Below are 18,928 nucleotides of genomic sequence, written 5' to 3'. Positions count from 1 at the left end.
TTTCTTGTCAATCAATTGTTTTCAGATGGCTTCTTATCATGATTGTGACAAGGCAAGGTATGTAAATCGATGCGGCAGGCGTCCTTTCCTCGTGAATTTGACTATATCATTGTCGGGGGCGGATCCTCGGGGTGCGTGCTGGCCAATCGGTTGAGCGCCGATCCACGTAACCAGGTCTGCCTGATTGAAGAAGGGGGCGGTGATAACACGCCCCGTATCCAGATCCCCGCCGGCACCCTGACCCTGTATAAAAGCCGCAAGCTGGCCTATCAGTTTTTCTCGGTGCCGCAGGCTGATCTGGATAATCGCCGCATTCATGTGCCGCGTGGCCGGGGTCTGGGTGGTTCCAGCATAATGAACAGCATGATCTATATCCGCGGAGACCGGTCGGATTATGATGGCTGGGCAGCACGGGGATGTGCTGGGTGGGACTATGCCTCGGTCCTGAAATATTTCATGAAATCGGAACATGACTGCCTTGGCCATGATCCCCGCTTTCATGGGGCGCAGGGCGAACTGGATGTCACCGCCCCGCGTGAAGCCAATCCCCTGTCACGTCTGTTTATCGAAGCGGCCGAACAGGTCGGACAGAAGGAAAATCCCGATTTCAACGGCAGCGTCCTTGAAGGTGTGGGGATTTACAATGTCACGCAGCGCGATGGAAAACGGTTGAGCGCCTATCGTGCATTTGTGCATCCCGTACGTCACCGGCCCAACCTGCATGTCATGACAGGCATGACGGTCAGATCCCTGATTGTCCGGCAGCACAGGGTACTGGGGGTCAATGTGGTCTATGGCGGGCAACAGTTTGGCCTGTTCGCCCAACGGGAAACCGTACTGTCGGCGGGGGCCATTGGCTCCCCTGTCATCCTTATGGCATCGGGGATCGGGCGGGGAAATGACCTGGTGGGGGCGGGTCTGTCCGTGATCCATGAATTGCCGGGGGTGGGACAGAACCTGCAGGATCATCTGGACGGCCTGGTCACCGTGCGGTCGGATGAGGCGCGCAGCCTTGGCTTTTCATGGAAATCGTTGTCCGCCGTCGTGTCTTCCCCGCATAAGTATGCCCTGTGGCGCAAGGGATGGCTGACAACCAATTATGTCGAAGCAGGCGGCTTCGCCCGCACGCCACTGGCGGATGGCCTGCCGGATGTCCAGTTCCATTTCGTACCCGGCTTCCGCAGCCACCGGGGGCGTCTGTTTGAAATGGGGCATGGGTTTGCCATCCATACCTGCGTGCTGCGTCCGCATAGCCGGGGAGAAATCCGTCTGGGCCAAAATGGGCCGCAGGATATCCAGATTGATTTCCGTTTCCTGCATGATCCCCGTGACGGGACGGTTCTGCGGGAAGGGATCCGTCTGGCGCGCCAGATCATACGCGCCCCGGCCTTTGACGGCATTCGTGGGCGCGAAATGGCGCCTGGCCCCGATGTGGTGACTGACGACGAACTGATGGCTTATATCAGGCGTAGCGCCAGTACGGTCTTCCACCCCGCAGGCACATGCCGGATGGGCATGGACGAAAACGCGGTGGTAACCCCGGACCTGAAATTACGGGGAATGACGGGACTACGGATTGCCGATGCCTCGATCATGCCGACATTGGTCAGCGGCAATACCAATGCGCCCTGTATCATGATTGCTGAGAAAGCTGCCGATATGATCCTGTCAGACCGGCAGCAGTAAACAGGCGGGAAGACCGGAGCGGATCGGGGATGCCCTCAATCCGCTGTGGCGGCAAGGCCGGCCGGGACTGCGCGTGCCTGCCGCCCCGCTGCCCACCAGTACAGGGGCGTGGTGACAACAAGACCGACAATCCATGACAGGTCAACCCCATGCACCAGCCGCGCCATGGGCCCGGTGAACAGGGCATTGGACAGGAAGGGGATCTGGATCAGGATGCCGACAAAATAGCAGATGAAGGCCGGTTTGTTGTAACGACCATAACGTCCGCCCGTCGGGTGGAAAAAGGCTTCGACATCATATTCACCCTGATGGATCAGGTAATAATCCGTCAGGTTGATCGCGGTCCACGGAATCATGACCGACATCAGCAGTTCAAGGAATTCGCTATACAGCGCCATGAAGCTGCGGGCCATGAACACGGCCATAAGCAGTGCGATCGTCAGCAGCCCCGATGTAATGGCAAGGCGCAGCGCCTTCTGGTGCCGGCGCGTGGAGACAAAGGTCTGGATGATTGTCAGGGTGGACAGGGCGCCGCAATAGACATTCATCGCGTTGGCCACGGCAATGCTGAGCGACAGGGCACACAGCACCGGCACGGCCGCGCCATGCAGCATCTGCCCCAGGGTCGCGACAATATTATGGCCACTGGCCAGCAGGCCGATCATGGCCCCCAGCGCCATGGGTAGCACGGATCCCAGCACGGCGCCCCAGAAAGAGGCATGGAACGCCTTGCGCTCCCCATCCGGGCCGGGAGGCAGGTAACGCGATGAATCGGATACATAGGGGGCATAGGCAATCTGCCACAGGGCGGCGGTCGAAATCGTGCCCAGCAGGCCACGCGTGCTGATATGGCCGTGGCTGGCCTGCAGCAGGTCCGTGCCATGTTCCCAACCGACAAGACACAGGCACAGCATGATGGCGACCCCGCACACCCATGTCATGATGCGTGCGGCCGTATGGATCATGCCATAACCGTAAATGGCGGGAATGACGGACAGCGCCTGAATGATCAGGATACCCCCCAGGCGGCTAAGATGCGGCACGATGAACTGCAGCCCTTCGCCACCCAGTACCAGGTTGGACGCGGCAAAGCCCACATACATGATGACGATCAGGGCCGTGATCGGCACGGCGCCGACAATGCCGAACTGGCCACGTGTCTGGACCATCTGCGGCACGCCCAGGCGCGGGCCCTGCGCTGCATGCAGCGCCATGAAGATGGCGCCGATCATGTTGCCGGCAATGATGGCGGCAAGGGCGGGCAGGAAAGGCAGGCCAAAGACACCTGTCGCCAGCGCCCCGGTCACGACCGTCAGCATCATCAGGTTGGAACCGAACCATATCGTAAACAGGTCACGGGGCCGTCCGTGGCGCTGGTCCAGCGGGATACGGTATATGGTTGCGGATTCGATTTTTGTCGGAACCGTCTCTGCCATCAGGAAATATACTCCGTAACGATATGGCGTTCCCTGTCAGGCAGGGGCTCTGTAACCTATCGTAAGTGATGCATAGCGTTTGCTTGCATAACTTATTCTGTCTCAACGAAACAAAAAAATATATGCGATGCTGAAGTTAAGGGCAGTCCGCGCCCTGGCGCACGGTTGCGGCCGCATCTGTCGCCCCAGGAAAACATCATATCATTTCGGGTATGGATTGACAGGGCAAAATCGATATGCGCTAACTATTGATATATACAAGTGCATGCAAGGTGATCCGACGCTATGACCGAGACCTCCCCCCCCTGTAATGATCGCATGGCAAACGACCGCGTGATCCGCGCGCCCCATGGTTCCCGGTTGACAGCGCGTAGCTGGCAGACCGAAGGGGCCTTGCGTATGTTGATGAACAACCTTGACCCCGAAGTGGCCGAAAACCCGTCCGAACTGGTTGTATATGGGGGTATCGGCCGGGCAGCCCGCAACTGGTCCTGTTACGACCGTATCGTTGAATGTCTGCGTGGGCTGGAAGACGACCAGACGCTGCTGGTGCAGTCGGGCAAGCCGGTGGGCATCTTCCGCACCCATGCCGATGCGCCGCGGGTGCTGATCGCCAATTCCAACATCGTGCCGCATTGGGCGAACTGGGACAAATTCAACGAACTCGACCGGCTTGGCCTCATGATGTACGGCCAGATGACGGCTGGGTCATGGATTTACATCGGTTCGCAGGGGATCGTGCAGGGTACGTACGAAACCTTTGTTGAAATGGGCCGCCAGTACTACGGCGGCAACCTGACGGGCCGCTGGATCCTGACGGGTGGCCTTGGTGGCATGAGCGGAGCGCAGCCACTGGCCGCAGTCATGGCGGGTGCGTCCATGCTGGCGGTGGAATGCCAACCCGGCCGTATCCAGAAACGGCTGGAGACCGGCTATCTGGACCGTCGGGTGGATAATCTTGACGAGGCGCTGGAACTGATTGCCGAAGCAAACCGCAGCGGCAAGCCCGTTTCGGTTGGCCTGCTGGGCAACGCGGCTGAAGTATTTCCCGAACTGTTGCGCCGTGGCATCCACCCCGATGCGGTGACGGACCAGACATCGGCGCATGATCCGCTCAATGGCTACCTGCCTGCGGGCTGGACGCTGGAACAGGCGGAAAAAATGCGCATTACCGACCCCGCAGCCGTGGAAAAGGCGGCAAAGGAGTCGATGCGCCTGCATGTGGAAGCCATGGTGGCGTTCCACAAGCTGGGTATCCCGACCTTCGATTACGGTAACAATATCCGCCAGATGGCGTATGAGGCCGGTTGCGCGGACGCCTTTGCGTTCCCCGGTTTCGTGCCGGCCTATATCCGCCCGCTGTTCTGCCGGGGGATCGGCCCGTTCCGCTGGGCCGCGCTGTCCGGTGACCCTGATGACATCTATCGCACGGATCAGAAGGTGAAGGAACTGCTGCCGGACGACCATCACCTGCATAACTGGCTGGATATGGCGCGTGAGAAAATCCAGTTCCAGGGCCTGCCGTCACGTATCTGCTGGGTTGGCCTTGGGGACCGGCACCGTCTTGGCCTCGCATTCAATGAAATGGTGGCCAAAGGCGAACTGAAGGGGCCGATCGTGATCGGTCGTGACCATCTGGACAGTGGTTCCGTCGCCAGCCCCAACCGGGAAACAGAAGCCATGCGGGACGGCAGTGATGCCGTATCGGACTGGCCGCTGCTCAATGCGCTGCTGAATACGGCGTCGGGTGCGACGTGGGTTTCCCTGCATCATGGTGGTGGCGTGGGCATGGGCTTCTCCCAGCATGCCGGGATGGTGATCGTGGCGGATGGGAGCGAGGGCGCAACCCGGCGGCTTGAACGCGTGCTGTGGAATGACCCGGCTACCGGCGTGATGCGCCATGCGGATGCGGGCTACGACATCGCCGTTTCCTGTGCCAATGAAAAAGGGCTCGATCTGCCCATGATTACGCGAAAGAGCTGAAATTATGACAACAACAGACAAGCTGGTGCTGGAACCCGGTCAACTGACACTGGCACAGATGCGCCAGTTCTACCTTGACGGGTCGGATGTCGCGCTGGCGGCGGGAGTGGTGGCGCACCTGCATGAAGCCGCGGCTTCCGTGACCCGGATCGTGGAACGGGGCGAGCCGGTTTACGGCGTCAATACCGGTTTTGGCAAACTGGCCAAGACACGTATCCCCGATGACAAACTGCGTGACCTGCAGCGCAACCTCGTGCTCAGTCACGCCGCAGGGATCGGGGAGCCAATGCCCGCGCGTATCGTGCGCCTGATCATGCTGCTGAAGGCAAACGGCCTGGCCCGCGGTTTTTCGGGTGTCCGGGCGGAAGTGGTCGAACTGCTGGTCACCATGCTTGAACGTGGTGTCGTGCCGGTCATCCCGTACAAGGGATCGGTTGGTGCGTCCGGTGATCTGGCGCCGCTTGCGCATATGAGTGCCGTGATGATCGGGGAAGGCGAAGCCTTTATCAATGGCGAAAGGCATGCCGGGGCTGAAGCAATGCGCCTGGCCGGGCTGTCACCGCTGGAACTGGGGCCGAAGGAAGGCCTGGCACTGCTGAACGGCACGCAGGTTTCCACCGCGCTGGCGCTGGCGGCACTGTTTGACGCCGAACGCCTGCTGCAATGCGCCCTTGCGACTGGCGGCCTGACCCTTGACGCCGCGCGCGGCACAGATGCGCCATTCGACCCACGCCTGCATGAACTGCGTGGCCAGCGTGGCCAGATCGAATGCGCCAGCGTCTATCGGGCGCTTATGCACGGATCCGCCATTCGCGCGTCCCATGTCGAGGAAGACGAGCGCGTGCAGGACCCGTACTGCCTGCGTTGCCAACCGCAGGTCATGGGCGCATGTCTGGACAGCCTGCGCCATGCGGCGGGTATCCTGCTGCTGGAAGCGAATGCGGTTTCTGACAACCCCATTCATTTCGCCGATACGGATGAAATGATTTCCGGCGGCAACTTCCATGCGGAACCCGTGGCGATCGCATCTGACCTCATGGCGATTGCAGTATCGGAAATCGGGGCCATTGCCGAACGGCGCCTTGCCCTGCTGGTCGATGCGCAGATGAGCGGCCTGCCGCCGTTCCTGGTCAATGACAGTGGCCTGAATTCAGGCTTCATGATTGCACAGGTCACGGCTGCGGCCCTTGCGTCGGAAAACAAGACGCTGGCCCATCCCGCCAGTGTGGACAGCCTGCCAACGTCCGCCAATCAGGAAGATCACGTCAGCATGGCGACCTTCGCTGCCCGCCGGGTGACAGATATTGTCGATAATGTCCGTGTTATCCTCGCGGTGGAATATCTGGCGGCGGTTCAGGGCCTGGATTTCCTGGCGCCCCTGTCTTCGTCGAAGTCACTGGTCGCGGCAGCGCAGGTCCTGCGCGCGCATGTTCCGTTCTTTGAACAGGATCGCCTGTTCACGCCCGACATCGAAAAGGCGGCGGAACTGCTGGCGGATGGCAGTCTGGTCACAACCATTGGCCAGCATGTGGCGCTGCCGCAGGTCGGATAGGGCGGACATATCCCTTTCCCGGTCTTTATTATTGTAAAGTAATGGGTTAGGGATATTTCAGGTCATGACGTAACAAGGACGTGGAGAAAGACGGACGATGGAATTTTCAGGCATTGATGACCTGTGTCAGATGGCCAACCGTCGCCTGCCACGCCTGTTTCGTGATTATGTGAACGGGGGCGCGCATGGTGAAGTCACCGTGCGCGCGAACCGACAGGCCTTTCTTGAGTGGAAAATCATTCCGCGCTGCCTGCGCGATGTATCGCAGGTGGATATCGGGTCCACGTGGCTGGGCAGGTTCCGTGGGGCACCGTTCATGCTGGGGCCGGTCGGTTTCGCAGGCATGATGCATGCCGGTGGGGACGTCATGGCGGCGCAGGCTGCGGCGCGGGCAGGTATTCCGTTGGCCGTTTCCACTTTCTCCATAGCTTCCATGGAAAAACTGTCCCGTGTGCCGGGCGTGGACCTGCTGGCGCAGATCTATGTCTTCAGGGATCGCGACCTGACGCGTGACATGCTGCGTCGTGCGCATGCATGCGGAATAGATGGCATTATCCTGACGGTGGATACTGCCATTACGCCCATGCGGGCGCGTGATGTCCGCAACGGGTTCCGGCGCATGACGCGTCCCTCGGTTGCCCAGCTTCTTTCGATGGCTGGCAGGCCAGGATGGAGCCTGCGCATGCTGATGGCAGGAAAAGCCCGCATCGGCAATCTCGCCCCTTATGGCATGGGCCGGAACCTGCTGGAGGAAGCGCGCAATGCTGCCGCTGAAATCGACCCCTCCCTGACATGGCAGGATCTGGCATGGCTCCGTAAGGAATGGGGTGGCAGGCTGATCGTCAAGGGCGTGATGGATGCGGCCGATGCCCGCCTGTGCGTGGACAACGGGGCAGATGCGCTGATTGTCTCCAATCACGGTGGGCGGCAGATGGACCCATCGCCCGCAACACTGTCCGTATTGCCGGAAATTGTGGAAGCCGTCGGGGATCGGTGCGAGGTCGTGCTGGATAGTGGCGTGCGGCAGGGGGGCGACATTGTCACCGCGCTGGCGCTGGGTGCGTCCGGGGTGGCGTTGGGCCGCCCGTGGGCATGGGCGCTGGCGGCTGGCGGACGGAAGGGCATGGACGCCCTGACAACTGGCCTGTCGGGTGAAGTGCGCGATGTCATGGGACTGGCCGGGGTTCGCGATATGGCCGAACTGGTGGCCCAACGGAAGCAGGTTCTGCGTCGGGCCTGACAATTTCCCTTACATATACTGGCGGCCACCCAGACTGTACCGGCTGCCGGGGTAGGTGAAGATGCCTTTCATCACGATCCTGTCCTGCACCCATGTGCGGCGGACCAGTTGCAGACAGGCTTCCGGTGTTTCCAGTTCCAGCAGGTGCTGGAGTTCCTGCGACGGGGTGATGGCGAAAATCACGTGTTCGATTTCATCCGGTCCGGCAATATGGTACAGGTGCCGGTGTGGATGCGCGATGGAAAAATCCTGATTCAGGTAATCCGGCGCAAAGTGTGGTGAAACATAACGCTCTTCCACCTGCAGGGGCGTATCGTCCTCATAATGCACGATTACGGAATGAAATAGCTTGCTGCCCGGACGCTGGTCGAACGACATGGCCAGATCAACATCGGCCCGCGCCGTGTCCAGCGTGATGACGCGGGAGCGGTGGGTATGGCCGCTGGCAATAATGTCATCAGCAATATCATGTAACTGCAGCAGTTCGGCGCGTGGGGCAGGGCGGGCGACGAAGGTGCCGACACCCTGCGCGCGCGTGACCATTCCTTCCGTCATCAGTTCACGCAGGGCGCGATGTACCGTCATGCGCGATACGCCGGTAATTTCCACCAGTTCACTTTCGGATGGCAGGCGCTGGCCCACCTTCCACTCTCCCCGCTTTATGCGTGTCGTGATATACTGCTTGACCTGTTCATAGCGAGTGATTGCCTGAGTTTCAGCAATACCTGTAGCCATATTACAGCACTCAATTCATGGTCTATGGCAGCCTGCGGGGTGCCGGATGGAAAAGAAATGATCAGGCGTCATTTTAACATAGTCTTACATACATGATGAGGCAACGTAACACAACGCGGATTGCTGGTCCTGACCGGGCAAGGGCGCAATATACCGTATCCTGCCATGTATGATTTCGCCTGTCGTAACATGGTGGACCGCATTACTGGCGCAGGTTGCGCGCCACGAACCGCGCACGGGAACAATAACGGCATCCGCTTCTGCATTGGGAAAGAACGTTGTCGTTACCGACCGGATCGCGGCATCGGGGAACCTGTTAGGCGCAAACATGATGTTCAGTACGGAAACTGCACCTTCATCCAACCGGCACGTAAGGGGAAGCATGCCGGAAAACGACAGGACCGCACCCGCACGTTCCAGCCGCATGCATTCGCGTGTGGGCAGGATCAGTTCCAGCCCGGCGCCGGACAGCAGCGCCTGCTGGCGCTGCATGCCGGGATAGGCGGAAAAGGAACATGACCGGTCAATGGTCGCGATACTGACCCGCCAGCCGGGAGATTCCGTAACGGGCCGGGTTATGCCCTGCCCATTTTTCCATGGGCGGGCGGGTAGTCTCCGGACGGAAGATATCCGCAATGTCACGGGCTGACTGCCGCAGGCAGCAGCATGCCGGGATTAAGGATATTGCGCGGGTCCAGCGCCCGCTTGATTGCGTGCATGACCATAATCGTGTCGTTGCCGTGCTGGTTGTGCATGAACATCTGCTTGGCAATACCAATGCCGTGTTCTCCGCTTATGGAACCCCCAAGGTCAAGGGCGCGCTGGATGATCTTGTGATCAAGCGCCTGCGCGCGCGCCCATCCGTCCGGTTCTGGCGGGATCAGGATGACGGTATGGAAATTGCCGTCCCCCACATGGCCGACAATGGGGGCGACCAGACCGGATTCCTCAATGTCCTGCTTGGCCAGTGTAATCATGTCGGTCATGGCGGAAATCGGCACGACCGCGTCGGTAGTCATGCCCTTGTGCCCCTGTCGGTAGGCCATGCAGGCCCAGAAGGCGTCATGACGGGCTTTCCATAACCGGGTGCGTTCCTCCGGGCTGGCGGATGCCCGGAATGACAGCCCGTTATGGTATTCGGTGATTTCGCGCAGCAGGTCCGCCTGTTCCGTGACCGATGCCGGGGATGCATGCAGTTCAAAGAACAGGGTGGGCAGGGGACGATATCCTTCCAGTGATGAATATCTGATGCAGGCATCCATCTGCACGTCGTCCAGCAGTTCCAGCCGCCCGATGGGCAGGCCGGCCTGAATGATGGAGGTGGCCGTGTCTACGGCATCCGCCAGTGTGCTGAACTGGCAGGTCGCCCCCAGAATGGTTTCAGGCAACGGATGCAGGCGGGCCTGGATTTCCGTAATGATGCCCAGCGTGCCTTCCGATCCGATCAGCAGGCCGGTCAGGTCATACCCGGTCGCGGATTTGCGGACATTGCCCCCCGTCTGGATGATTTTGCCATCCGCCATTACGGCGGTCAGGCCCAGCACGTTCTCGCGCATCGTGCCATAGCGTACGGCCCCCGTGCCGGACGCACGGGTGGCGCACATGCCACCCAGCGTTGCTTCCCCACCGGGGTCCACGGCAAAAAACAGCCCGTCGCTGCGCAGCAGGTCATTTAACTGCTGGCGCGTCACCCCGGCCTGTACCCGGCAGCTCAGATCCTGCGGACGGATGTCGGGAATGGCGTTCATCTGCGACAGGTCAAGGCTGACGCCGCCTTTCGTCGCGGTCAGCTGCCCTTCCAGTGATGTTCCCCCGCCAAAGGGAATGACCGGCAGGTACAGGTCATGACAGACAGAAACGATGGCCGCGACTTCTTCCGTCGTCCGGGCGAACACCACCACATCTGGCTGTGCGGCCGGGTCGGGGGACTGCCAGCCTTCGCCATGCGCATGATGCTGCCGGACCGTCGCATTGGTGGAAATCCTGTTCCCCACCAAGGGCTGGATGCGTGCGATGAAGGTCTCAATGGCTGTCATCGGTCTGTCCCGTTTCAATGGAAAGGGCACGGAGAAAACGGTCATTATCCGCGGGCAGGCCAACGCTGACGCGCAGGCATGTTTCGAATCCTTTTTCACGCCAGGGTTTGATGATGACGCCATGTCGCAGCAGACGTTCCGCAAGGGCGGAAGCGTTCTGACCGACGTCAAGGAATATGAAGTTGGTATGCGACGGCACGGGGGCATAACCCTGTCGCGTCAGTTCATTCATGAAGCGTGCGCGTTCCGCCACGGTTGTTGCGACGCTGTCGTGCATGTGCGTCCTGTCGTGCAGGCATGCCAACGCCATGTCCTGTGCCGCCATGTTGGTGTTGAACGGATCACGCACCTTGTTCAGGGTGCCGATGACGCTGGTATCGGATGCCAGCGCGTAGCCAATCCTCAGACCGGCAAGGGCATAGGCCTTGGAAAACGTGCGCAGCACCAGCCATGGCCGTGCCTGCCGGGGCAGGATTTTCGTGGCGTCGGGATAATCCGGGCTGCCAAGGGCGTATTCGTAATAGGCCTCGTCAATGACAATCAGGGTATCTTGCGGGCAGCATGCCACCAGTTCCAGCATGTCGGTTGCGTTCATCATGCAGCCGACCGGGTTGGAGGGATTGGAAAACATGAGGATCTTCAAAGGGGCAGCCTGAACTGCCCGCTTCATCGCCGGCAGGTCGAACTGACCTTCGGCGGTAATGGGAACCGCATCGACCCGTGCGCCCATCATTCCAGGCCATATCACATGCAGCCCGAAGGACGGCAGCACGGTCACGACCCGGTCGCCAGGGGAAAGATAGGCCTCGCAGATCAGGCGTATGATCTGTTCCGATCCATTGCCCAGCATGATGTGGTCCGCTGGCGTCCCCGTTGCCTGTGCCAGCGCATGGCGCAATGTCGATGCGGTTGCATCGGGGTAGCGGAATAGCTGGCGTGTCAGATTCTCCCACTGCTTCAGGGCGGCGGGAGAAGGGCCATAGGGGTTTTCGTTGCTACCCAGTTTTGAAATATGGGATGCATTATATTTCTGGCGTACCTCATCTTCCGACAGGCCTGCGTTATAGACGGGCAGGGCGGCAACTTCGGGACGGGCGGGCACGCATATTGACCGGGTAGGCACGGAAGAAGAAGCTGCCATGGAGATAGCCTTTTTCAATAAATTGCATCTACTTGTATATACATAGCGGTCATAGCGGTTGTTGTAAATATGCAACGAGCATCTGCCATCCCGCTCACCGGGTCAATAACATGTGCGGTACTGTACCCGGACGGGCATGGGCCATGCGCAATGGACAGGTATGGCGAACCCTGTCCATGCACCGGCATCCACGTCGTCTTCCGGGTCGGTATCGTCGTCATGCGCCAGTTCCCCATCATCGTCATCCGCTCCGGATGGTGGGGTAAGCACTTCCGCGAAGGTGGCGTTCAGCGCTGCGACATCGACCTGGAAACGCGCAGCAGGATGCTGGACTTGTGACGGTTTTGTGCCGGTATGTGATCTCTTTTATGCAGCTTTGGCCTCGAAAGCGAGTGGGCTGATACTCCCGAGACAGGAGTGGCGCCGTCGCGGATTATAGAAGCCGTTGATGTATTGAAAGATGGCGGCCATTGCCTGACGCCGTGTTGGCCAACTTTGTCTCCAGAGCATTTCGGCCTTCAGGCTCTTGAAAAAGGTCTCGACCACGGCGTTGTCGTAGCAGTTTCCCTTGCCGGACATGGACGGTGTCATCCTGTATTCCATCAATTTTTTCTGGAAATCATGGGAGCAGTATCGGCTGCCGCGATCAGAATGGAAAATACAGCCTGGTGGTGGATTGCGTAGACGCACCGCTATATCGAGCGCCCTGATAGCAAGGGCCTTTTTCATCCGATCACTGGTGGCCCAACTGATAACGCGGCGGCTGAACAGGTCAATGACAACAGCAAGGTAAAGCCAGCCTTCGCTGGTCCAGATATAACTGATGTCGCCTGCCTATTTCCGATTGGCGGCATCAGTCATGAAGTTGCGGTCCAGAATATTGGCTGCAAAACCAAGGGTATGATGACTATCGGTCGTGACGTTGTGCCTACGCGTACGCACGGGACGAATATCGTTGGCTTTCATTAGTCGCCCCACACGACGCTCACCAACAGCAAGCCTGCTTCTTTGATCTCTATGGTCATCCGCGGACGGCCATAGGTCCGGTTACTCAGAGCAAAATGCTCGCGGATATGCGCCAGAACCTTCAGGTCGGTGCGCTGGCGCTCGCACATGGGCCTGGAAACCCACGCCCGGTAGCCACGCGTCGAGACCTGCAGGACCCGACACAGACGCACGATGGGCCAGCGGTCACGGTGCGTCCCAATAAACGCGAACCTCACGTCTTTTGGCTCGCACCGCGGCTGAGCGCGATCCTGACCGCCTCGCGGCGAACTCTTCTGTCTGCTTCAATGCCATGCTCTCATGCCTCTCTTGTTGAAAGCTTGAAACGCTCAGTCAACCGGCACAGAACTGTCACAAGTCCAGCGGCGGGTCAGGACTGTCATGCCCCGGTCCGGCCCATATGGGGATCCGTACGGCTTGGCCTGCCATTCTCGATATGTCCCGCCAGTTGGATCAGGCGATGGGCGTGATGCGGGTCTTGAATGGTCAGGTCATACCAATGGTCGGATACAGCGATCGGCCATATGGTGTCGGTTGTCACATTGGGGGGCAGTTCAGTTTCGTGCGTGGTATGGGTATAGGCGTCTTCAATCCGGACCGTGCGGGACGCATGGTCATGGTTATGCAGTGACAGTACCGCCACGTCACGGGCGGGGTCGTAACGCAGGGTTACGTCCGGCAAACCTGTGCCCAGAAACTGGCGGAAAAAACCGTTGGGTCCATGGACGGTCACGGGCAGGCTGCCATGGGTTGTGACTGGTAGGGTCATATCGGATCCGGCGCCCAGCGTATAATGGCGTGTCACCTTGCCATCACGGATACGCAGTACCGCCCCCTGGCTACCTTCATTCGCAATATGGAGGTGTCCCGGCGCCATCAGGTCTGCATGCAGTCGGTAGGGCAGGGCGCGGGCCGGGCGTTGGCCGGGTTCCTGCTGCGGCAGGGACTGCCGGGCGGGAATGGTCGGCTTGGGCAGCATGCATGACTGACGTGTTTCCGCCAGATAGGTATCCGTCCGCGGCAGGTGCGCGGTCCATCGGCGATCCGTCTGCGCGAAGTCGAAAACGGAGGTCATGTCCCCGCATACGGCCCGTCGCCATGGGGTGATGTTGGGGGCCTCTACACCAAAGCGCGTTTCAAGAAAGCGCAGGACGGACGTGTGGTCGAATACCTGTGAATTGACCCATCCGCCCTTGCTCCATGGTGAAATCACGATCGCAGGCACGCGCGGCCCCAGTCCTACCGGGACGGTGCGATAGGATTCCCCCATGGTCGCGACCGTACTGCCGCCATGCCGTAGGTCAAGTGCAGGGACCGGCGGAGGGACGTGGTCAAAGAAACCATCATTTTCGTCATAATTCAGGATAAAAACCGTTTTGGCCCAGACATCGGGATGACGCACAAAGACATCCATCAACTGGGAAATCAGGTGTTCACCGTAACCGGGCGGGGCGTTAGGGTGTTCCGACAGGGCGGCTGGTGGCACGATCCACGAAACCTGCGGCAGCCTGCCGTGCGCGACATCATCTTCAAAGGCGGCGACAAGGTAGCGGCCTTCGGCATCATGCATGTTGGTGGCAGTTGATCCCAGCACGATCATGCGGGCGCGCTGGTATTCCCATGACCGGGGATCAAGGTTGCGGAATTGTGCAAAGGACGCCAGCGGGTTATCGCCGAAATTGTCATATTCCTGATAAACGCGCCACGATACGCCCGCCGCCTGCAGTTTTTCGGGATAGGTGGTCCAGCGGAAGGGTTGAAAATCGGCCCGGTCATGCGCCATGTCCGCCGACCAGTTGCCGTCATCGACATTCTGTATGGCCTGCAATCCGTCATTGCCGACCGCCAGTCCGTTCGTGCCGGTGAAGAAGAACAGACGGTTGGGGTTGGTCGGCCCGAAAATGGAGGCATGATAGGCATCACATACCGTAAAGGCATCGGCCAACGCGTAATAATACGGGATTTCCGCACGGGTGAAATGGCCCATGGTCATGGCCGTCTTGTGTGGCACCCATGTATTCCAGTCATTCCATGCCGTCTGTGTGTCCTTCCAGCTATGGTCAAGGCTGGCTAGGCAGGCACTGGAGGTATGTGCAGTGTTGAACAGGAAGGGCATGACATGGCCGCCCTTCCCATCCGGTTGTGCAAAGACGCTGCTGCCATCAGGCAATTTTTCAGCGCGGGGGTCACCATATCCCCGCACGCCCTGCAGGCAGCCGAAGTAATGGTCGAATGACCGGTTTTCCTGCATCAGGATAACTACATGCTCCACATCCTGTATCGTGCCGGTCACCCTGTTAGGGGCGACCGCCAGTGCCCGTTTCAGGTTTTCAGGCAGTGCCGCCCCGATGGCGGCAGCTGCGCTGAATTTCAGGAACTGACGGCGATTGGCGATATCGGACATGGTGTGTGGTCGTCCATAGGCTGATGTAAAGGGCGAAGGCCTGCGTGGTGATATCAGAAAAAGTGTTTGCGCAGGGTGAAGAACACCATGCGTGGTGCGCCAGCCTGCAGGGTCTGGAAGGTTCCACCGGGATCATTGACCTTGAAGCCATTGCTGCCGACTGTGGCGACATAGCGTTTGTCAAACAGGTTGGTAACGTTAATCTGGGCATCAAGACCGCGCAGCGCCCAGTTATGGCTGTGGAAGCGGTAACCCACATTCAGATTGAAGATATCGTTCGGCTTGACCCACTGGTCATTGGTATAGGTATAGGTCCGGCGCCCCTGGTACTGCATGCCGATATTACCCCAGATCGTGCCGTCATCGTAACTGATCTGGACATTGGCCAGGTTGCGCGGCATGGCGACCACGCTCTTGCCCCGGGTATTGTAGGTAATGCCGTTCGAGGTCAGGTTATCATCATAAACGGAGTCATTGTACGAATAGGATGCATAAAGCGACCAGTTATCGGCAAAACGGTAATTGAATGCCGTATCAATGCCGCGGGATGTAACGCCGCCCACATTGCTCAGGACCGACGGGTTGCCTTGAATGCCGGCGCCTTGCGTAATCGAAAGAAGGCGATCCTCGAATTCAATGTAATACCCGGTGATCGATGCCTGGATCCGTTTGTTGTGGAAGCGGTAGCCGATTTCCTCGCTGTATGACATCTCCGGATGGATCTTGTTCTTGATCGCATTATAGCCGGCAGTCGTTGTTGCAAACGGGCTGGTCGCGCCAGTAGTGGAGTTGTCAAACGCCGCCATGTTGCGTGAGAAGTCGGCAAAGATTTCGTTGTTGTGGTTGATACGGTAATTTGCCCCAATCTGGGGCAGGAAGCCGTTGGCCGATGTGATCGAACCCGACGCATAGGGGTTTGCTGTTGGCGTGCCCATGTAATTTCCGTCCAACTGCCGGGCTTCATTGTCCACCACGAGCGACTTGAAGCCATAATTCAGCTTCAGCGCCGGTGTAATCTGCCATGTATCCTGAATATGGAACTGGTAGGTTTTGGTGTTGAACGCGCTCTGCCACTGGGTATCAAACGCATTTCCGCCGAACCAGTGGACGGAACTGCCGGGATACTGGTTGCTGCCAAGCGGATAGAAACGCCGTGCCTGCTCGAAATCGTTGTTTTCAAACCAGAAACCACCTTCGATCGTATGGTGGCCAATATTGTATGACAGACTGGAGATCACGCCTTCACGATGAATGTCATATTCCGTCGTGCGGGTAGAAAGGGGGGACCCGCCAAGGGATGCAGGGGTCGCGGTATAGGGCGTGACCCATACACCTTCGCCCGTATTGGTATGGCCATAAACGCTGACAAAACCCTTCAGATGGTCGGTAAAGTGGAAATCCAGTTTACCGTATCCCAGAATGTCCTGACGCAGGCCGGCGGAATTGTAGTAGGACTGGTCCTGATCGGCGATGCCCGAGGGGAAGGACGTGCCGTTCTGGTACGCGGACGCGATCTGTTTGGCCAGGCCGTAATTGCCTGTAACGTTATCAACGTTATAGCCTTTGGTCGCGATCATATGGTTGGACAGGTCCTGATAATCGTTTTCCGCGCGCTGGCTGTAATCACCAAACAGGGTCAGCTTGACCTTGTCACCCAGTGGCTGGATGAACTTGGCGTTGGCCTGCTGCTGCTGCTGGATGCCATCGCCTTTCCATTTGTTGGCGTCCTGATAATCATAGGATACATAAAGTCGGCCGCCACCGGGCAGGGTGCCGGAATTGATACGGGCGAATGTGCGCCATGTGCCGTATGATCCCACGGTACCCGCTACATCGACACCAAATTTCTTGGTCGGGTCAATAGATGTGAATTCCAGTGCGCCACCAAGGTCATTTGACGCAGCAACCCCGACCGCGCCAGCGCCCTGTGCCAGTGTGGCCGGACCATTGTTTTCCGTCTGCAATGCACGACCGATTGAAAGGCCGTTATCATTACCGTAAGCAAGGTTGCCCAGCGGGATGCCATCCATGGTAAAGCCAAGGCGGCTCTGGTCAAACCCTCGGATGATGATCTGCTGTGACCATTCATACGATCCCAGCGGATCGGATGAGGTGAACATGACCCCCGGCAGCTTGGACAGGGTCTTAAGCGGGCTGGTGCCAGGGGCTACTTCCTGCAGCGCAAGGTGGGACAGCGACTGTGTTTCACGCGCGGCGCCAGCGCCCATGACAATGATCGATTCTGCCTTGGTGGCGGTTACGGAATCCGCGCTGGCGTTTGTCGTAATCTTGCCAGCGGAGATTTTGCCACGATGGTCCGTCTGCTTGGTTGCGGGCTGATTCTGTGCCGCATCGGCTGCATGGGCGTTATGGAAGAACAAAGAACTCATGCATGTTGTGAGGAGAAGAAACGTGTTCTTTTTCATGCAGCGTGATCCCTCATGACAAGGCCCCGATTGATGGTGGTTGAATGACGCGGCACACCCTATGTTTGGGGTTTCATGGTGTCTCGTGATGTTTTTATGAAACTATGATTTCAGTATTATTAAATCTTCATATTCTGCATTTGTAAAAATAACTTAGTGCTTGTGAAGTTATTTTTACGTAGCCTGTTAATTTTTTTATTCTATTTTATAAAAATAATTATTGATAATATTTGAAATTATACATGTATTATGTAAAAAATAATAATGATTTCGTTCTATTATACAATTTAATTATTTATATAATACGTTTGCATATGGGGATGTTATGTTTCTGAAAGCAGGTGTTTCATGATGAACATAGACTGTCCACGTATGATGAATTCAGAATGCGATATCAGATGGATGTGAGGTCTGTTTTGATAACTCAATAATATATAAAGAAAATATTGGAACGATGTGGATACGAATTGACGAGATTGGTCTTGTTTTCAGATATTGATATAAGATGCGGGAATATACTGTTGTTTTTATGACACAGGGGTGGATGTTATCGTAATGACGGCACATGCAGACCATATCCGCAGTGACGCTACTGCCGATATCATCTGCGCATGGCATGCCGCCGCCAGTCCGGCCTGAAACAAGACATGTCGGAGAGAGGGTAATCCTCCCATTTTTAGTGGGGGCGTTGAATGAGAATTCAGGCAGCTGTTTTTAGTTTCTGGGTGGGGGCTAAGCCGCAGTTTTCCATGTTGGGTCTGCCATGGTTATATGTCCAGAGCCATTGTGTCGCGACCTCCTGTAAATCCTGAATGCCTTCAAACAGATACTGCTCCAGTCATTCCTGCCGGACAGTTCTGTTGTAGCGTTCAAAATAGGCGTTCTGCGGCGGATTGCCCGGTTGCGTATCCATAACCTGTTCCAGACAGCGAACCACCCGACAGGCCAGCGCAATGCTGACCCCATGATGCGCCACACACAGCCTGTGCGGCCAGTTCCCGGCACAGGTCAGGAGCCGAGACGCCGCCCTCAGCCTGGCGGATCACACCCATGATCTGGGCGTCAGTAAAGCGATCGCTTTTCATCAGAATCTCCTCATCCTTACGCTGAGAAAATTCTCATTCAAAAGTCACTCTTTTTATGGGGGGATTACCCCTCGCAACCACTCGCGATGACTTTCACGGTGCGTCACGTCAGTGCAAGCCATTCTGATTGATGAAGATGATCCTGCCCGATGCTCGGTGGTCGTATACCGGACCCTACCATGGTTTTTGGGAAAGTAAG

Annotated in this window: 12 protein-coding genes and 2 pseudogenes; 4 read left to right on the top strand and 10 right to left on the bottom strand. The window is 57.9% G+C overall.

Annotated elements, in window-relative coordinates; translation table 11 throughout:
• Nucleotides 1-69: 69 nt before the first annotated feature.
• Nucleotides 70-1,686 (top strand): GMC family oxidoreductase, encoded by a 1,617-nt coding sequence (locus tag AC1RQ9_RS12010; protein WP_485987122.1) that lies wholly within the window; start codon nucleotides 70-72, stop codon nucleotides 1,684-1,686.
• 35 nt (nucleotides 1,687-1,721) lie between these two features.
• Here AC1RQ9_RS12010 and AC1RQ9_RS12005 read toward each other — a convergent pair whose 3' ends face one another.
• A complete protein-coding gene (locus AC1RQ9_RS12005) occupies nucleotides 1,722-3,122 on the bottom strand; it encodes a purine-cytosine permease family protein (protein ID WP_485987121.1) in 1,401 nt (466 codons plus the stop codon).
• Nucleotides 3,123-3,407: 285 nt separating this feature from the next.
• On the opposite strand from AC1RQ9_RS12005, the gene hutU reads away from it, so the two are divergent.
• The 3 genes from hutU (at nucleotide 3,408) to AC1RQ9_RS11990 (ending at nucleotide 7,897) form a co-directional block, all read left to right on the top strand.
• Nucleotides 3,408-5,105 carry a urocanate hydratase gene (gene hutU, locus AC1RQ9_RS12000; RefSeq protein WP_485987120.1) on the top strand — a complete coding sequence of 566 codons (1,698 nt, stop codon included), beginning with the start codon at nucleotides 3,408-3,410 and terminating at the stop codon, nucleotides 5,103-5,105.
• Nucleotides 5,106-5,109: 4 nt separating this feature from the next.
• Nucleotides 5,110-6,657 carry a histidine ammonia-lyase gene (gene hutH / locus AC1RQ9_RS11995; protein ID WP_485987119.1) on the top strand — a complete coding sequence of 516 codons (1,548 nt, stop codon included), beginning with the start codon at nucleotides 5,110-5,112 and terminating at the stop codon, nucleotides 6,655-6,657.
• Nucleotides 6,658-6,754: 97 nt separating this feature from the next.
• Entirely contained in the window at nucleotides 6,755-7,897 is a 1,143-nt protein-coding gene (locus AC1RQ9_RS11990; RefSeq protein ID WP_485987117.1) for an alpha-hydroxy acid oxidase, read from the top strand.
• Nucleotides 7,898-7,906: 9 nt separating this feature from the next.
• On the opposite strand, the gene hutC is transcribed toward AC1RQ9_RS11990, so the two are convergent.
• From hutC to AC1RQ9_RS11945, 9 genes and pseudogenes are all read right to left on the bottom strand, one after another.
• A complete protein-coding gene (gene hutC, locus AC1RQ9_RS11985; RefSeq protein ID WP_485987116.1) occupies nucleotides 7,907-8,632 on the bottom strand; it encodes a histidine utilization repressor in 726 nt (241 codons plus the stop codon).
• An 84-nt stretch (nucleotides 8,633-8,716) separates the two neighbouring features.
• A complete protein-coding gene (locus AC1RQ9_RS11980; RefSeq protein WP_485987115.1) occupies nucleotides 8,717-9,274 on the bottom strand; it encodes a HutD/Ves family protein in 558 nt (185 codons plus the stop codon).
• Complete coding sequence (locus tag AC1RQ9_RS11975; RefSeq protein ID WP_485987114.1) at nucleotides 9,271-10,668, bottom strand: FAD-binding oxidoreductase; 1,398 nt, start codon at nucleotides 10,666-10,668, stop codon at nucleotides 9,271-9,273. The genes AC1RQ9_RS11980 and AC1RQ9_RS11975 overlap by 4 nt, the downstream gene beginning before the upstream one ends.
• The gene (gene hisC, locus AC1RQ9_RS11970) at nucleotides 10,655-11,809 is read right to left on the bottom strand and encodes a histidinol-phosphate transaminase (RefSeq protein ID WP_485987113.1); all 1,155 of its coding nucleotides are present in this window, start codon (nucleotides 11,807-11,809) and stop codon (nucleotides 10,655-10,657) included. Before hisC ends, AC1RQ9_RS11975 begins: the two co-directional genes overlap by 14 nt.
• 366 nt (nucleotides 11,810-12,175) lie before the next feature.
• Nucleotides 12,176-13,047 (bottom strand): annotated as a pseudogene (locus AC1RQ9_RS11965) (IS3 family transposase); the annotation flags it as partial.
• A gap of 146 nt (nucleotides 13,048-13,193) precedes the next feature.
• Complete coding sequence (locus AC1RQ9_RS11960) at nucleotides 13,194-15,218, bottom strand: phosphocholine-specific phospholipase C (RefSeq protein ID WP_485987112.1); 2,025 nt, start codon at nucleotides 15,216-15,218, stop codon at nucleotides 13,194-13,196.
• A gap of 53 nt (nucleotides 15,219-15,271) precedes the next feature.
• Nucleotides 15,272-17,599 (bottom strand): TonB-dependent receptor, encoded by a 2,328-nt coding sequence (locus AC1RQ9_RS11955; protein WP_485987160.1) that lies wholly within the window; start codon nucleotides 17,597-17,599, stop codon nucleotides 15,272-15,274.
• A 745-nt stretch (nucleotides 17,600-18,344) separates the two neighbouring features.
• Nucleotides 18,345-18,548: pseudogene (locus tag AC1RQ9_RS11950) on the bottom strand (integrase core domain-containing protein); the annotation flags it as partial.
• Nucleotides 18,514-18,729, bottom strand: a complete 216-nt coding sequence (locus tag AC1RQ9_RS11945; protein ID WP_485987163.1) for a hypothetical protein — start codon at nucleotides 18,727-18,729, stop codon at nucleotides 18,514-18,516. The gene AC1RQ9_RS11945 and the pseudogene AC1RQ9_RS11950, both read right to left, overlap by 35 nt.
• Nucleotides 18,730-18,928 lie beyond the last annotated feature (199 nt).

The sequence above is a fragment of the Komagataeibacter ossonobensis genome (assembly GCF_057359305.1).
This window is presented reverse-complemented; position numbering and strand designations above follow the sequence as displayed.

Bases quoted from the DNA above. Each gene is read 5' to 3' on its own strand.
- AC1RQ9_RS11945 (WP_485987163.1), bottom strand. From the start codon at position 18,729: ATGAAAAGCGATCGCTTTACTGACGCCCAGATCATGGGTGTGATCCGC.
- AC1RQ9_RS12010 (WP_485987122.1), top strand. From the start codon at position 70: ATGCGGCAGGCGTCCTTTCCTCGTGAATTTGACTATATCATTGTCGGG.
- hutC (WP_485987116.1), bottom strand. From the start codon at position 8,632: ATGGCTACAGGTATTGCTGAAACTCAGGCAATCACTCGCTATGAACAG.
- hisC (WP_485987113.1), bottom strand. From the start codon at position 11,809: ATGGCAGCTTCTTCTTCCGTGCCTACCCGGTCAATATGCGTGCCCGCC.
- AC1RQ9_RS11990 (WP_485987117.1), top strand. From the start codon at position 6,755: ATGGAATTTTCAGGCATTGATGACCTGTGTCAGATGGCCAACCGTCGC.
- hutU (WP_485987120.1), top strand. From the start codon at position 3,408: ATGACCGAGACCTCCCCCCCCTGTAATGATCGCATGGCAAACGACCGC.
- AC1RQ9_RS12005 (WP_485987121.1), bottom strand. From the start codon at position 3,122: ATGGCAGAGACGGTTCCGACAAAAATCGAATCCGCAACCATATACCGT.
- AC1RQ9_RS11975 (WP_485987114.1), bottom strand. From the start codon at position 10,668: ATGACAGCCATTGAGACCTTCATCGCACGCATCCAGCCCTTGGTGGGG.
- hutH (WP_485987119.1), top strand. From the start codon at position 5,110: ATGACAACAACAGACAAGCTGGTGCTGGAACCCGGTCAACTGACACTG.
- AC1RQ9_RS11960 (WP_485987112.1), bottom strand. From the start codon at position 15,218: ATGTCCGATATCGCCAATCGCCGTCAGTTCCTGAAATTCAGCGCAGCT.